Raw genomic sequence first — 16,418 nt, forward strand, 5'->3', positions numbered from 1 at the left:
CACGCGCGGACGGTTGTCCGCGTCGCGGTAATGCTCCACGCGTCCGCCGAAACGTACCATGCGGGTGAATTCCGGGCGCTCGATCTCCCACGGGAAACCGTCGCGCAGCCAGTGATCGGGGTCCTCGACCTGGTAGCCCTCCTTGATGTGCTGGTGGAACATGCCGTACTGGTAGCGGATGCCGTAGCCGATCACCGGCAGCTGCAGGCTCGCGCAGCTGTCCATGAAGCAGGCGGCCAGCCGCCCCAGGCCGCCGTTGCCGAGCCCGGCATCGACCTCCTCGCTCTCGATCTCCTCCAGGGCCAGCGCATGCTGCTGCATCGCGCCGGCGGCCGCGTCGCGCAGCTCCAGGTTGAGCAGGTGGTTGCCCAGCGCCCGCCCCATCAGGAATTCCAGCGACAGGTAGCAGGCGCGACGCGTCCCCGGGCGGGTGAAGGCGCGCCAGGTATTGCGCCAGTCGGCCATGAGCCGGTCGCGGATCGCCACGGCCAGCGCCTGGTAGACGTCCACCGGCGTACAGCCGAGGAAGTGACCGCGATGATGGGTCAGGTAGAAATCGAAGTCTCTGCGTATGGTGTCGGCATCGACCGGCAACGGCTCCATAACGGGCAGCAGGCAGAGTTCCTTGTGCTTGGGATGAGTGTCATTCATGGCTGTGGCGGTCAGATTCCGGGTTCGCTGTACAGTGCCAGGTATTGTCGCGCACTTTCGCGCCAGCTGAAATCCTGCTGCATGGCGGTTTGCTGGACCTGCGGCCAGTAGCGCGGGTGATGGAACAGCGCCACCGCGCGCAACAGCGCGGCGTGCAGCTCCCCCGCATCGGGTGTGTGAAACACGATGCCGGTGGCGCTGCCGGCAGCCAGGTTTTCCGCGCTGGCGTCGACCACGGTGTCCGCGAGCCCGCCGGTGTGGTGCACCACCGGCGGGGTGCCGTAGCACAGGCTGTACAGCTGGTTCAGCCCGCAGGGTTCGTAACGTGATGGCATTACGAAGAAATCCGCCCCCGCCTCGACCAGGTGGGCGAGCCGCTCCGAATAGCCGACAAACAGCCGCACCCGGTCCGGAAACCTGGCCTGCAGCTGCTGCAACCGGTCGATGTACTCCTGCTGGCCGTCGCCGACGATCACGAATGCCGCCCGCGCCTGAGCCAGCAGGCGGCCCGCGGCTTCCGCCAGCAGGTCGCAGCCCTTCTGGGCCGTCAGCCGCCCGACCGAGCCGAACAGCGGCTGGTCCCGCACCACCGCCGCCGGCCGCCAGTCCAGCGCCTCGTACAGCGCCTTGCGATTGACCGCGCGGCCCATCGCGCGGTTGCCGATTCCGTAGTTCAGCGCCAGCAGCTTGTCGTGGACCGGGTCCCAGATGGCGTGATCCAGGCCGTTGAGGATGCCGCGCAGCTTCCAGGCGTAGTGGCGCAGCACGCCGTCCATGCCGTGCCCGAAGGCCGGCGTCAGGATCTCCTTGGCGTAGGTGCGGCTGACCGTGGTGATCGCATCCGCGTACACCAGCGCCGCCTTGAGCATGGAAAAACCGCCGTGAAACTCCACGCCTTCCAGGTGCCACCACGACTCCGGCAGTTGCAGGCGCTGGAATTCGGCGCGCGAAAAGTGACCGCCGAAGGCCAGGTTGTGGATGGTGAACACGCTGCGCGGCGACCCGGGCTGCAGCCGCAGGTACGCCGGGACCAGGCCGGTCTGCCAGTCGTGGCAATGCACCACATCGGGGCGCCAGCCGGCCGGTGCGACCGAGCCCGCCAGCCGCGCCGCGAACTGGGCGAAGGCGCTGTAGCGCTCGGCGTTGTCCGGCCAGTCGGCACCGTAGGCATCGACGTAGGGGTTGCCCGGGCGGTCGAACAGTGCCGGACAGTCCGCCAGCCAGACCGGCACCCGGAATCCTTCCGGGCGCACTTCGAGCAGATGGAAGGTGTGCATCCGCCCGGCCAGCGGGATGTCGATGCTCAGCAGCGGCCGCGGCCGGCGCACCGCGCGCAGCACATCGCCGTAGGCCGGCAGCAGCAGGCGCACGTCGGCGCCGAGGTCCGCGAGCGCATGCGGCAGGCTATAGCCGAAATCGCCGAGTCCGCCGGTCTTGATGAGCGGAAACAGCTCGCTGATGACGTGCAGTACTCTCATCGCTGCCCTTGCAGGAAGATCGCCCCCAGCGGTGGCAGGGTGAGCTCGATGGACTGTGCGAAATCCATCCATGGCAGTGGTTCCACGGTCACGGCACCGTTACCGGTATTGCTGCCGCCGTAGAATTCCGAATCGGTGTTGAGGATTTCCCGGTAATACCCGGCCGGCGGCACACCGATGCGGTAGCCGCGCCGCACCACCGGTGTGAAGTTCAGCACGCAGACGATACTCTGCTCCGGCACGTCGGACATGCGCAGCAGGCTCAGCACCGACTGGTCGCTGTCATGGCAGTCGATCCAGCGGAAACCGGCGGGGTCGTGATCGTAGCGGTACAACGCGGGCTGTTCGCGGTAGAGTCGGTTGAGATCGCGCACCAGGGTCTGGAGGCCACGGTGCGTGGCAACGTCCAGCAGCGGCCAGTCGATGGTATGGCGCGCGTCCCATTCCAGCCATTGCCCGAACTCGCCGCCCATGAACAGCAGCTTCTTGCCGGGATGGGCATACTGCCAGGCATAGAACAGGCGCAGGTTGGCCATCTTCTGCCAGTGATCGCCCGGCATCTTGCTGAGCATGCTGCGCTTGCCGTGGACGACCTCGTCGTGCGAGAGCGGCAGGACGAAATTCTCGGTCCAGGCATAGAGCTGACTGAAGGTGAGCTTGTTGTGGTGATACTTGCGGTGTACCGGGTCCTCCTCGATATAGGAGAGACAGTCGTTCATCCAGCCCATGTTCCACTTCAGGCTGAATCCCAGGCCACCGATCTCCACCGGCCGCGACACCATCGGCCAGGAAGTGGATTCCTCGGCGATGGTCAGCACGCCCGGGAACAGGCCGTGCACGACACGGTTCAGCTCGCGCAGGAAATCGATGGCCTCCAGATTCTCGCGCCCGCCGAACTGGTTGGGCGACCATTCGCCCTCGCGGCGCGAATAGTCCAGGTAGAGCATCGAGGCGACGGCATCCACGCGCAGCCCGTCGATGTGGAATTCCTCCAGCCAGTAAACCGCATTGGTGAGCAGGAAGTTGTGCACCTCGCGCCGCCCGTAGTCGAACACCAGCGTGCCCCAGTCCTGGTGCTCGCCGCGCCGCGGATCGGCGTGCTCGTAGGTCGCCTCGCCGGTGAAGCGCGCCAGCGCGTAGAAATCGCGCGGGAAATGCGCCGGTACCCAGTCGAGCAGGACGCCGAGTCCGTGCACGTGGCACTGCTCGATGAAGTAGCGCAGGTCGTCCGGACTGCCGTGGCGCGCGGTCGGCGCGAAATAACCGGTCACCTGGTAGCCCCAGGACTCGTCCAGCGGGTGCTCGCTCACCGGCATCAGCTCGATGTGGGTGTAGCCGAGGTCGAGCACGTAGGGTATCAGCTGCGCCGCCAGTTCGCGCCAGTTGAGAAAACCGCCGTCGGCGCCGCGCCGCCACGACCCGGCATGCACCTCGTAGATGCTCACCGGGCGGTGCTGCCAGTCAAAGCGCGCACGCGCGGCGAGCCAGTCGTCGTCCGACCAGGACCAGGCGCTGTCGGCCGGCACGATCGAGGTGGTATCCGGGCGCATAGCCATGCGCCGGGCGTACGGGTCGGTCTTCGTGAAGGCCTGGCCGTTGCGGGCCATCACCTCGTACTTGTAGGCGTCGCCAGCCTGCAGGCCGGGTATGAACAGCTCCCAGATGCCGGAGGAACCACGGCAGCGCATCGGGTGACGGCGCCCGTCCCAGCCGTTGAAATCGCCGACCACGCTGACGCGCGTCACGCCCGGCGCCCAGACCGCGAACTGCACGCCCGCCACGGCATCGATAGTCGCCGGCCGCGCGCCGAGGAATTGCCAGGCATGCTGATGCCGGCCTTCCTGGAACAGGTGCAGGTCGAAATCGCTGATCTGCGCCGCGAAGCTGTACGGCGAAACCTGGCGGTGCACCTCGGCTGAGTGTTTTTCGGTCCAGGTGAGGCTGTAATGGCGCGGCAGCCGGTCCGCCGGCTGCAGCACGCGCACGAAGAAATCACTGCCCGGAATGCGCTGCATCGCCCCGGCCCCGTCGAGTTCGACCGACTCCGCCGGCGGCAGGAAGACCGTCACCTCGCGCGTACCGTCGGCGCACGGATGCACCCCCAGCACCTCGAATGGGTCGTGCATACTGCCCTCCTGGACGCGTTGCCGGGCGGGACTCAGTCGTTGGTCGGCGGCGGTGGTATCAGCTGCGCTGCGCATGGTTGCTCATCTCCTTCAGGCGTGCGGCGGTTGCCGGTGTGATCTGGGACCAGTCGAAGCGCCAGCGCCAGTGTTCGCCATCGTTGCCGGGAATGTTCATGCGGGCGGAGGAATCCAGCCCGAGCACATCCTGCAGCGGCAGCACGCACAGCTGCGCCCGGCTCTGCATGGCGGCGATCATCATGGCCGTAACGACAGCGGCGGGATCGCCGATGCCCAGGTTCTCGAGGACGAAACGCTGCTCGTGCGGCTGCAGCGAGTCGAACCAGCCCCGGGTCGTGTCGTTGTCATGGGTACCGGTATAGACCACGGTATCGGGGGTGATATTGCGGGGCTTGTGCGGGTTGTCATCAAAGGCGTCGAAGGCGAACTGCAGCACGGCCATGCCGGGCAGGTGGAAACGCTTGCGCAGCTCGGTCACGGCCGGGGTGATGATGCCGAGATCCTCCGCCACCAGCGGAAGATTACCCATCCGCTGCTGCAGCTTCAACAACAGCTCGTCGCCCGGGGTCTTGACCCATTCGCCCCGCTCCGCAGTCGGACAGTCGCGGTCGATCACCCACACGGCCTCCAGTCCGCGGAAATGATCGATTCGGACCAGGTCGAACCACTGGAAGTGGCTCTGCAGGCGCTGCAGCCACCACTCGAACCCCTCCGCCCGGTGCACTTCCCAGTCATAGTGCGGATTACCCCAGCGCTGCCCGGTGGCCGAGAAATAGTCCGGTGGCACCCCGGTCACCGCGGCCAGCTGCCCGTCGGCATCGAGCAGAAAGCGCTGCGGCGCGGCCCAGACGTCGACGCTGTCGTGCGCCACGAAGATCGGCATGTCGCCGAACAGCACGATATCGCGCGCCGCGGCGGCGGCGCGGATCTCCTGCCAGCTGCGGTAGATCTGGTACTGCTGCCAGCGAATCAGGTCGAGTCGGTGCACATGCTTCAGCCGCATGCCGGCGAGCGCGCCGGGTCGGCGCTGGCGGTAGGCGTCCGGCCATTCGTACCAGGGCCGGTTGTCGTGCAGTTGCTTGAGCAGCAGGAAGTCGACGAAATCATCCAGCCAGAACGCCTGCTGTGACTGCCAGACCCGGTAGTCCGGATCATCCGGCTGCGGCTGCATGTCGCTGTCGAGCGGCAGCAGTGCCGGATTGGCGGCGAATGCCGACAGGCACTGGTACGGGGAGTAACCGCGGCAGGGCATGCCTAGCGGTAACACCTGCCACACGCCCTGCCCTGCCGCCGCCATGAAATCCAGCCAACGCTCGGCCGCGTCGAGCCGCCGCGACGGCAGGCTGGTGGGATGCAACAGAATGCCGCTGCGTCTGCGTAACAGAGGGTTGCTTGTCATGACTGATCGCTCGTTCATGCCCCGCGCATGCAGGGCGGGATGGAGGCGCGCCCGCCATCCGGCCGTCGGTGCGCGCGCCGGGCCGCCGGGTATCAGTTCCGGCGCATGGTCCCGGAACCGCCGCGGGTCTGGGCCTTGCCCATCGAAATGGGGATTTCCAGCGACGGCGGCGCGGGCATGCCCATCAGCTGGTACAGCATGCGCAACTGGCTGCGATAGAGCTGGTCGAAGTCCTGCACCGACTCGCTCGGGTTATAGTCGCCGAACCACCAGAACCAGTCCGAACCCTCGCAGATCGCCAGCTGGCGCGTGATCCGGGTGCGCTGCTGCTCGTCCAGGGTGGTGACGTCCATGAAACGGTCGTAGTCGCGCTTGGCTTCGACGAGCAGGTCCCAGGCCCGGTTCTTCTCGGCATCGCCGATCCAGGTGGAAAAGGACCCGAACACCCAGCTGCCGGGACAGATGGACGGCAGCTTGACAGCCGGCAGCGTGGCGGCCTGCGAGAAGGTGATCGTCTCGACCCCCGGTTCCTCGATCAGGGCGCGGTAGAGGCGCTCGATGAAGTGCACGCCGTTGTCCGGGTAGTATTCCCAGGCGTTCTCGCCATCCAGGATCACGCTGATGCAGCAGTCGTCGGCGGCCGCGTCGAGGAACTTGGTGATGTTGCGCAGGTGCATGATGAAATTCGCCACCGCGTCGCCCGCATCCCAGTTGCGGTACTCGAAACCGATCAGGTCGGACAGGCCGTCGTCGCGGAAGAAGATCCTGCACTTGCCGCCGCTGGCGTGGTAGGCCTGGAACAGGCCGCGCTTGCTGGCGATATCCTGCTCCGCCAGCTTGGACAGCCGCGCGCTGTTGCGCCACACGTTCTCCCCGGACGCCGTCCACTGCATGTCGAACTCGTCCAGCAGTTCCAGGGCATCCTTGCTGATGCTGCCCTCGGACAGCCATACCCCGTGCGGTTTGCGACCGAAACAGCGGTCGAACAGCTCGATCCCCTGGCGCATGTGCCAGCGGCTGCGGCTGCGGCCGCCCGGGTAGGCGCTGGCGGTGGGGCGCGGCGCCTCCGGCAGGGCGCAGCTGGCATTGCTGAAATCGTTCAGCAGCGGCACGATCGGGTGGCCCCAGGGCGTCATCGAGAGCTCGATCTGGCCGCGCCCGGCGAGGCGCTTGTAGCGCGGGATGATGTCGCTGATGCATTCCCGGATGATGCCGAGCAGCGCGAGCCGGTCTGCCAGCGTGTAGCCGCCGCGCTTGTCGAGCAGCGCGCGCACCCGCGTCTGCTGCTTGTAGGAATAGCCCAGCCAGGCCAGGTGGTACCAGGTGAGCAGGTCGTGGAAGTACTGCTCGTTCAGGTAGCCCAGCGCCACGGGCTCGGTGCCGTGCACCTGCTGGGGCTCCAGCATGCGCCGCGGGTACTCGGCCAGCGCCTTGAAGGCGGGCCACGGCTCGATCATGGTCGGGCCGTTGCAGCGCTGGCAATGCCGGATGATCTCCAGCCGTGCCTTGACGTCCTGCGGGATCGGCGTCACCCCCGCCAGCAGGTTCAGCAGCGAGTCATTGAGCGGCTTGCCGCTGGTGAGGAAGGCATCGAGCTGGGTACTGTAGTCCAGCAGCTGCTCCAGCAGCACCGGCGCGAAATTCACCACCAGGCGCATGCCAGGGTGCTGCTCGAGGTGCCAGGCCATGTCGGAATAGTCCTTCATGGCGTGGAGGTATACCCAGGGGAGGTGATAGACGCCCTGCAGCTCGTCGCGGTAATACGGCTGGTGCATGTGCCAGCAAAGCACGAATTTCATGGCCGTTCCTCATGGCAGCACGCGTCAGTCGGCGCGCGGGTCGACGATACCATAAAGATTCTGGCCCAGCATGGCCGGGGTAACCAGGCGTATACCCGTGGGGGTGATGTGGAACTGGCGGGCGTCCTCCTCCAGGTTCTCGCCGATGACCGTGCCGTCCGGGATGACGCAGCCCTTGTCGATGATGGTGTTGGTGATCCTGCAGTTGTCACCGATGGTGACCTTCGGCAACACCACGGAATTGGTCACCTTGCTGTAGCTGCCGACAGTGGTGGCGAAGAAGATCACCGAGCGCCGGATCTGCGCGCCCGAGATGATGCAGCCCGCCGAGATCAGCGAGTCGATTGCGATGCCGCGCCGGTCTTCCTCGTCGAACACGAACTTGGCCGGCGGGTGCTGGGTCTGGTAGGTCCAGATCGGCCAGTAGCGGTCGTACAGGTTCAGCTCCGGCTCCACGTCGCACAGCTCGATGTTGGCCGACCAGTAGGAATCCACGGTACCGACATCGCGCCAGTAGGCCGGCTCGCCGTCCTCGTCCCGGAACGGATACGCCACGACGTTCAGGTCGTTGATGCGGGCCGGTATGATGTCGCGGCCGAAATCGTGCGACGAACTCAGGTCGGCGGCATCGTTGCGCAGGATGTCGTAGAGCACACGGGTGGAGAAGATGTAGATGCCCATCGACACCAGCGCCACGTCCGGTTTGCCCGGCATGGGTTCGGGACGCTCCGGCTTTTCCGTGAAGCGCGTGATGCGCAGTTTCTCGTCGACGCTCATCACGCCGAAGGCCGTGGCCTGGTCCAGCGGCGCCTCGATGCAGCCGACGGTGAAGTCGGCGTTGTTCTCGACGTGGTGGATCAGCATCTTGGAATAGTCCATGGTGTAGATGTGATCCCCGCCCAGCACCATGACGTAATCCGGCGAGTGGCGGCGGATGATGTCGATGTTCTGGTAGAGCGCATCCGCGGTGCCCTTGTACCACTGCTTCTCCGAGGTGCGCTGCTGGGCCGGCAGGATTTCCACGAACTCGCCGATCTCGTTGCGCAGGAAGCTCCAGGCACGCTGCAGGTGGCGGATCAGGGAATGCGCACGGTACTGGGTGAGCACGCCGATGCGGCGCAGGCCGGAATTGATGCAGTTGGACAGCGCGAAATCGATGATGCGGAACTTGCCGCCGAACGGCACCGCCGGCTTGGCGCGCCAGCGGGTCAGGTCGTACAGGCGTGAGCCCTCGCCGCCGGCAAGGATGAGTACCAGCGTGGTGCGGGTCAGGTCGCTGACCTGATTGGGTTCGATGTAGTACCTGTATTTTTTGGCCTGTTCTTCCGGTGTAACGTTTGCCATCTTAGCCCTCTTGCGGATGCCGGCTGTGCGCGCGGTAGTGGTTGATCAGCCGGTTGGTCGACGAATCGTGATCGGTGGCGTCGGTCTCGGCCTGCAGCTGCCCGAGCACCTGCTTGGCCAGCTGTTTGCCCAGCTCCACGCCCCACTGATCGTACGAATTGATATTCCACAGCACGCCCTGCACGAAGATCTTGTGCTCGTAGAGCGCAATCAGGGCGCCCAGGCGGTGCGGCGTGATGCAATCGATGAAGATCGTGTTGCTCGGCCGGTTGCCCGGAAACACCATGTGCGGCAGCCGCAGGGCGGCGGTGGCCGGGTCGGTGCCGGCGCCGGCCAGAGCGCGCGCCGTCTGGTCCCGGTCGCGGCCGATCATGAGCGCCTCGCCCTGGGCGATGACGTTGGAGATCATGATGTCGTGCTGGTCCCGGCTGCGTGCCTGCGTCCGCATGCTGGCGATGAAATCCGCCGGGATCAGCTGCGTGCCCTGATGCAGCAGCTGGTAGAAGGAGTGCTGGCCGTTGATGCCGCTCTCGCCCCACAGCACCGGCGCGGTGGGATAGTCGACGCTGTTGCCGTTGCGGTCGACCGACTTGCCGTTGCTTTCCATGTCGGCCTGCTGCAGGTACAGCGGCAGCAGCCGCAGCAGGTGATCGTAGGGCAGCACCACCTGGGTGGCGGCGCCGAAGTAGTGCCGGTACCAGAACCCGAGCAGGGCCAGCAGCACCGGCATGTTATGCGCGTACGGCGCCGTGCGGAAATGCTCGTCCATGGCGTGGGCGCCGGCCAGCAGTTCCTCGTATGCCTCCGGGCCGATGGCCAGCATGATGGACAGGCCGATGGCCGACCACAGCGAGTACCTGCCGCCAACCCAGTTCCAGAACACGAACATGTTGGCGGCATCGATGCCGAAGGCCTCGACGGCCTCGCGGTTGGTGGACACCGCGACGAAATGCCGCGCGATATGTGCCGTCGCGCCGGCCGCCTGCAGGAACCACGCCCGCGCCGCGCCGGCATTGGTCAGCGTTTCCTGGGTGGTGAAGGTCTTGGAGGCGACGATGAACAGCGTGGTCGCGGGATCCAGGCCGTCGAGCAGTTGCTCGATCTGCATGCCGTCGACGTTGGACACGAAGTGCATGCGCAGGCGCTCGTGCCACAGCGGGCGCAGCGCGGTGCACACCATGCGCGGGCCGAGATCGGACCCGCCGATGCCGATGTTCACCACGTCGGTGACCGGCTTGCCGGTGTAGCCCAGCCACTCGCCGCTGCGCACCCCGCGGCTGAACGCCGCCATGTGTTCGAGTTCCGCCCGCACCGCCGGCATGACGTCGTCGCCGTCCACGTACACGGGACGGTCGCTACGGTTGCGCAGGGCCGTGTGCAGCACCGCCCGCCCCTCGGTGAGGTTGATGCGGGCGCCGGAGAACAGCTGCTCGCGCATGCGCGCGAGTCCGGCATCCTCCGCCAGGGTGCAGAGCAAACTCAGGGTCTCGTCGTTGACGCGGTTTTTGGAATAGTCGAGCAGCAGGCCGTCGAATTCCAGCGCGTAACGCCGCGCCCGGCCCGGATCGGCCGCGAACAGGGCGCGCAGGTGCTGGCCCTCGATCTCGGCGTGATGCTGCCACAGCTGCGCGATCACCGGCAGGCGATTCAGTGACGTGCTGGGTGATGATGCATTCATAAGTTCAGGTCTTGTTCCCTGGCAAACGGGATGCCCCCCGGCATCGGCGGACCGCCACGCAGGCCCGTGCTGCCGGTCGCGCCTGACCGGCGGCGCCCAAGGATACACGGACACAGGACGGTACGCATGGGTATCGCGCACGGGCACGCGGCACAGCACCGGCCCGTCGCGCGTGCCGCCGGCCCATGCGGTAGCAATCCCGGGGTTAATTTAGTACAGCGCGTATTGCAGACTATTGACGCAAATCAATTTTCCGCCAGCCCCGCCATGGCCGACCGCCACACGCGGCAAGCCCCGGGATTGCCAGCAGCCAACGACGTGCTACCCTGCGTGCGGTCGCTGGGCGTGCAGCGGAGATCGGATTGCGCATGAATGTACTCGTGGTGGATATCGGGGGACTGAGCGTCAAGCTGGCACTCACCGGCACGAACGCACCGCGCAGCTTTCCCACACCGCCGCACATGTCCCCGCAGCAGCTGCTGCAGGGCATCACGGCGACCTGCGCCGACTGGCGGTTCGACCGGGTCGCGATCGGCTTTCCCGGCCCGGTGCGCGACAACCGGCCGCAGCGCGAACCGGTCAACCTCGGTACCGGCTGGGTGGAGTTCGACTATCCCGCCGCCTTCGGCTGCCCGGTACGGATGATCAACGACGCCGCCATGCAGGCGCTGGGGAGCTACCGCGGCGGCCACATGCTGTTCCTGGGACTGGGAACGGGGCTCGGCACCGCGCTCATCCACGAGGGGCACATCGTGGCGATGGAACTCGCGCACCTGCCGTTTCACGACGGTCTGACCTTCGAACAGGCGCTCGGCAAGGCTGGCCTGGACCGGGCGGGGCTCGCCGCATGGAAGACCCGGGTGCTGGAGGCGATCGCGCTGTTCCGCTATGTCCTGAATCCGGACTACGTGGTGCTCGGCGGCGGCAATGTGTGGAAGTTCACCGACGCCGAGCTGCCCGCGGGCGTGCTGCGCGGCGACAACAGCAATGCCTTCACCGGCGGTTTCCGTTTGTGGGACCCGGACGCGGCCCCGGCGCCGGGCGGGCCATAGGCCGCCGGCGTCACCGGACCGGACCTAGCGCCGGCTACCCGCTGCCGCGTTTGATGTCGGTCAAGAACCCGGCCGCTGCATGCGGGGACCGCGCCGGAGGCCGGAAAAATCGCTTGCCTTGTCCGGCCTGCTCGACTAAATCTATGCATGCCTTGTACTGCGCACGCAGACACACTACGACAGCGTCGAGGAGGAGAAGGCATGAGCCTCAGCAAGCAGTATCTCAAGTCCAAGCCCGTCTGCAAGGTCACGTTCCGGGTGCCGGCCGCCGCCGCGCCGGACGCGAACAGCGTCCACATCGTCGGCGATTTCAACAGCTGGGACATCTATGCGATCCCGCTGCAGAAGCTCAAGGACGGCACGTTCAAGGTCACGCTCGAACTCGAACCCAACCACGAGTACCAGTTCCGCTATCTGATCGACGAGAACACCTGGGAAAACGACTGGGAAGCGGACAAATACGTCCCGACCCCCTACGGCAACGCGGAGAATTCCGTCGTCGTGGTCTAGCACCTGACGCGTGATCCCGCGCGCGCCGCGCAGCCGTCCGGCGCGCACCGGCACGGACCGGGTTCACACCGCCACGCAGGCCGGCCGCTCCGGCTGCCCCAATGCCGGGCGCGTCGCGGGATCGTAACCTCCCGGCCGTCGCGGCGGCCAGCCGCCCCGCCCTGCGGGCACTGCATGCACGCTGCCGCGCGCACTCTTGGTGCACGGCGGCGGCGCCACGCCACATGATTGTGCAGATATCCCCGCGGCCGCCGCGCCGTCCCGGCGCGTCCTGCGGCAGCGGCTGCCGCAACTGCCGCGGCGGCCGCGATATTCGCGATCACGGGCAGCGCTGGCGCGGATATTGCAGCTGATACTGCATTTCTCAGCCCGCAGGATGCCATCCCACATGACCGACTCGACCGCTTTTCCCCGTCACGGCGACAAGGAAAACTCCCCGTTTTTCGAAAACTACCTCCGCTTGCTCCTCGAGGAACGCGACCGCAGCGGCCTGACCGACATGATCGACCGGATCGAGGCGATCATGATCACCGTCGATCCCGGCCACTCCATCCGCTACATCGGCGAACTCGCACTGATGACGCCCTATCACTACCTGGTGACCCTGGAGAGCAAGAGCCACTGGACCCACGTCCTGCGTATCGACATGAACTCGCCGGATTTTCTGGTGCGCGAAGTGAAGGACAAGCGCACGCGCGGCATCTTTCGCAGCCTGAACGAGGTCTACCCGATCGGCGCCCGCAAACCCAACAGCCGCTACATGGGCGAGATCCTGCGCGTCAGCAATCTGCACGATGTGGTCGAGTGCCAGCAGGCACGGGAATTCCGGTTCTTCTCCCAGGACGAAACCCGCAAGCTGGAACTGCCCGGCAACCTGGCCATCGTCAAACCGTCACCCTACACGCACAACATCGTCGGTTACATCGAACGTCCGCTGGACCAGATCAGGGTCTATGCCCTCGGCATCAGCAGCATCATGCCGGAGGTGCAGGAGGTCTACCTGGCGGCGAAGGAATTGCAGAAGCAGCTGGCAATCGACGACCTGATCCTGCCGATCGATCACCTCGCCACGCGCGTCTACAGCCAGAACCGCGAGGTCGCCATCCTGGAATGGCTGTCGCTGTCCAGCTATTACTACTGGGGTTCCTACGACATCCGCGATCAGAATTCGTCCACCAACGTCACCAAGAACGTGCACCATGCCAACGAGATACACAGTCCGGCCAAGGTGTTCACCGCCAACAACACGCCCTACTTCGTCAACCATCTGGAGCGGCTCCCCTCGCCCACCGAGACCTTCGTGCGCAACTACGGACCGCGCCTGCACCACATCGCCCTGGCCGTGCGCGACGGCATGACCGACGGCCGGGAAAACATCGAGTACGTGGTCCGGCAGATCGCCGCGCAGGGGCGCGACTTCCTGCTCGACGTGATAGGCTCGCGCGACCAGGGCCTGAAGCAGATCTTCTCCAGCGCCTCGGAGCATTCCTCGCTGATCGTCGAGTACGTCCAGCGCTTCGGAGATTTCCAGGGCTTCTTCGCCAAGGACAACGTCGCGCAACTGACCCATGCCGCGGGCGTGGAGGAGGAACTGCTCGAACTGCAGGCACTGGCCAGTCGCACGCATCAGGGTCAGGCGGCGGGTTAGCAGCGCACACCGCGGCATGCCCAGCACCGTTACGGACATGACTGACAGCATCGCAACCCTGGAACCCGCGCTCGCGCAGTTGCCGCCGACACCGCGACCGAGCCTGGAAGCCCTGCGCTTCATGGTCGCCGAGCGCAGCGATCCGGCGGAGACGCTGAACACCGTGATCCGGCTGATCCAGGAGTACATCCGCACCGACGTCTGTTCGGTGTACCTGCTCGAGCCCGATCGCACCCATCTGGTGCTCGCCGCCACCCGGGGCCTGCGCCCCGAGTCCGTACGCCGGGTGCGCATGAGTCTACAGGAGGGGCTGGCCGGCCTGGTGGCCCAGGAATCGCGACCGATCGCAGTGGAGGATGCGACCCGCCATGCGCGCTTCAAGTACTTTCCGGAAACCGGCGAGGAACCCTACCATTCCTTCGTCGGACTGCCCCTGCTGGACCGGGGACTGCTGCAGGGCGTGCTGGTCCTGCAGAACGAGGCTGCGCGCAGCTTCAGCCGGGAGGAAATCGCGGGCCTGATGGAGACGGTGCTGCCGCTCGGCCCCATCGTCAGCGAGGTCCGGCGCATCGAGCAGCTGATCGCCCCGGACTTCGAACGCCTCTACGGCCTGTCCCGCAACCTGTGGTGGTGCTGGGACATGGCGGCAGAGGAGCTGTTCCACGCGCTCAACCCCGAGCGCTGGCACCAGCTGGACCACAACCCGGTCGCGCTGATCGCCGAGATACCGCTGTTCGAGCTCGAAGAGCGCATCGACCGTCACGTCCTGAGCGGCGCCATCAACCAGTGCTGCCGGCGGCTGCAGGAATACCTCAGGAACCAGGACAGCTGGGGCGACACCCATGCCGGCGTGCTCGGCGCCCGCCCCGTCGCCTACTTCTCCGCCGAATTCGGCCTGCACGAATCGGTGCCCGTGTATTCCGGGGGACTCGGCATCCTCGCCGGCGATCACATCAAGAGCGCGTCCGATCTCGGCGTGCCGCTGATCGGCGTCGGGCTGTATTACGGCCAGGGCTATTTCCACCAGTATCTGGATCAGGACGGCTGGCAGCACGAGGACTACCTCGACGTGGACGCGGTGCAGCTGCCCATGGAGCCCGCGACCGACAGCGACGGGCAACCCCTGATGATCTCCATCGACACCCGCACCGGCACGCTGTCCGCACTGGTGTGGAAACTGACGGTGGGCCGCTGCACGCTGCTGCTGCTGGATTCCGACGTGCCCGAGAACAACGAGCAGGACCGCGAACTGACTGCCCGGCTCTACGGCGGCGACGCGCGCACCCGCATCCGCCAGGAACTGCTGCTCGGCGTCGGCGGCATCCGGGCGCTCGAGGCACTGGGCATCAGCCCGGGCGTGGTGCACATGAACGAGGGCCACAGCGCCTTTGCCGCACTCGAGATGGCACGCCGGCGCATGCAGACGGAAGGCGTCGATTTCTGGGAGGCGATGCTGCGCGTGGCGCGCCGCAACGTCTTCACCACGCACACGCCGGTGCCGGCCGGCCACGACCGCTTCACCACCGACCTGGTGGAGGAGCACCTGGGCCCGCTGCGCGATGCCCTGGGGCTGAGCCACGATGCGTTGATGGGACTGGGCCGGGTCGAGCCGGGCAATCCCGGAGAGAAATTCTGCATGACGGTGCTGGCGCTGAAGATGTCACGCCGCAGCAACGGCGTCTCCGCCCTGCATGGACGGGTCTCGCGGTCGATGTGGCGCGACCTCTGGCCGGCCCGCCCGGCGCCCATCGGCCATATCACCAACGGGGTGCACGTGCTGTCCTGGCTGGCGCCGCAGATGCGCATCCTCTACGAGCGCCACTTCGGCCCGGACTGGGTCAGGCACAGCGCCGAGCCGCAGGTCTGGAGCGCCATCGACCGGCTGGACGACGGGGAATTGTGGGAAACGCACCAGGTGCTGAAGGCGCGGCTGCTGGATTTCGTGCGCCACCGCGTCACCGGCCAGGAGACGCGCCGCGGAGCGACGGCGGCGGTCATCGAGGAACTGCGCCGTTCGCTGAACCTCGACACCCTGACCATCGGCTTCGCGCGCCGCTTCGCGGAGTACAAGCGCGGCAACCTGCTGCTCGCCGACCTGGAGGCACTGGACCGCCTGGTCAACAATCCCCAGGCACCGGTGCAGATCCTGTTCGCGGGCAAGGCCCACCCCCAGGACAGTATCGGCAAGGGCATCCTGCGCACGATCGACCAGCTCAGCCGCGACCCGCGCTTCGCCGGCAAGATCGTGTTCGTGGAGGACTACGACATGAACACCGCGCGCCACCTGGTACAGGGCGTCGATGTGTGGCTGAACACCCCGCGGCGCCCGCTGGAGGCCTCGGGCACGAGCGGCCAGAAGGTGGTGTTGAACGGCGGTCTCAATCTCTCGGTGCTGGACGGGTGGTGGGCGGAGGCTTACGACGGCCGCAACGGCTTCAGCATCGGCAACGGCGCAACCCACACCGACCAGGCGCGGCAGGACGCGCACGACGGTGCGGCCCTGTACCGGACCCTGTTGCAGGAGGTCATCCCGCTGTATTACCGTCGCGATACGGACGGGCTGCCGCATGCGTGGATCACGCGCATGAAACGCTCGATCCGCACGCTGGGCTGGCGCTTCAACGCCGACCGCATGGTCAAGGACTACGTCATGAAATGCTATCTGCCGGCAGCGGGCGGCGTCTCCAGCGACATGAGCCGCGACTAGCCGCCGCC

General features: G+C 66.4%; 11 protein-coding genes. 4 read left to right on the forward strand and 7 right to left on the reverse strand.

Annotated features, from left to right (window positions below; translation table 11 throughout):
• From R3F42_13485 to pgi, 7 genes are all read right to left on the reverse strand, one after another.
• Positions 1–651: glycogen/starch/alpha-glucan phosphorylase (locus R3F42_13485; protein ID MEZ5543035.1), on the reverse strand; the 651-nt coding region annotated here is incomplete at its 3' end.
• An 11-nt stretch (positions 652–662) separates the two neighbouring features.
• Positions 663–2,129, reverse strand: a complete 1,467-nt coding sequence (glgA, locus tag R3F42_13490; protein MEZ5543036.1) for a glycogen synthase GlgA — start codon at positions 2,127–2,129, stop codon at positions 663–665.
• Positions 2,126–4,330 (reverse strand): 1,4-alpha-glucan branching protein GlgB, encoded by a 2,205-nt coding sequence (gene glgB, locus R3F42_13495; protein ID MEZ5543037.1) that lies wholly within the window; start codon positions 4,328–4,330, stop codon positions 2,126–2,128. The genes glgA and glgB overlap by 4 nt, the downstream gene beginning before the upstream one ends.
• Positions 4,314–5,672: a 4-alpha-glucanotransferase gene (gene malQ, locus R3F42_13500; GenBank protein MEZ5543038.1), complete on the reverse strand. Its 1,359-nt coding sequence runs from the start codon at positions 5,670–5,672 to the stop codon at positions 4,314–4,316. The genes glgB and malQ overlap by 17 nt, the downstream gene beginning before the upstream one ends.
• A gap of 92 nt (positions 5,673–5,764) precedes the next feature.
• Positions 5,765–7,471 (reverse strand): glycoside hydrolase family 57 protein, encoded by a 1,707-nt coding sequence (locus tag R3F42_13505; protein MEZ5543039.1) that lies wholly within the window; start codon positions 7,469–7,471, stop codon positions 5,765–5,767.
• A 24-nt stretch (positions 7,472–7,495) separates the two neighbouring features.
• Positions 7,496–8,815 carry a glucose-1-phosphate adenylyltransferase gene (gene glgC / locus R3F42_13510; protein ID MEZ5543040.1) on the reverse strand — a complete coding sequence of 440 codons (1,320 nt, stop codon included), beginning with the start codon at positions 8,813–8,815 and terminating at the stop codon, positions 7,496–7,498.
• A gap of 1 nt (position 8,816) precedes the next feature.
• Positions 8,817–10,493 carry a glucose-6-phosphate isomerase gene (gene pgi / locus R3F42_13515; protein ID MEZ5543041.1) on the reverse strand — a complete coding sequence of 559 codons (1,677 nt, stop codon included), beginning with the start codon at positions 10,491–10,493 and terminating at the stop codon, positions 8,817–8,819.
• Between the two features lie 368 nt (positions 10,494–10,861).
• On the opposite strand from pgi, the gene R3F42_13520 reads away from it, so the two are divergent.
• From R3F42_13520 to glgP, 4 genes are all read left to right on the forward strand, one after another.
• On the forward strand, positions 10,862–11,545 hold the full coding sequence (locus R3F42_13520; protein MEZ5543042.1) for an ROK family protein: 684 nt from the start codon (positions 10,862–10,864) through the stop codon (positions 11,543–11,545).
• 201 nt (positions 11,546–11,746) lie between these two features.
• Complete coding sequence (locus tag R3F42_13525) at positions 11,747–12,055, forward strand: isoamylase early set domain-containing protein (protein MEZ5543043.1); 309 nt, start codon at positions 11,747–11,749, stop codon at positions 12,053–12,055.
• Positions 12,056–12,443: 388 nt separating this feature from the next.
• Positions 12,444–13,703 (forward strand): hypothetical protein, encoded by a 1,260-nt coding sequence (locus R3F42_13530; protein ID MEZ5543044.1) that lies wholly within the window; start codon positions 12,444–12,446, stop codon positions 13,701–13,703.
• Positions 13,704–13,740: 37 nt separating this feature from the next.
• Positions 13,741–16,410: an alpha-glucan family phosphorylase gene (gene glgP / locus R3F42_13535; protein ID MEZ5543045.1), complete on the forward strand. Its 2,670-nt coding sequence runs from the start codon at positions 13,741–13,743 to the stop codon at positions 16,408–16,410.
• The last annotated feature ends 8 nt before the right edge of the window (positions 16,411–16,418 follow it).

Source organism: Pseudomonadota bacterium (assembly GCA_041395565.1).
In the GTDB taxonomy this organism is placed as follows: domain Bacteria; phylum Pseudomonadota; class Gammaproteobacteria; order UBA9214; family UBA9214; genus UBA9214.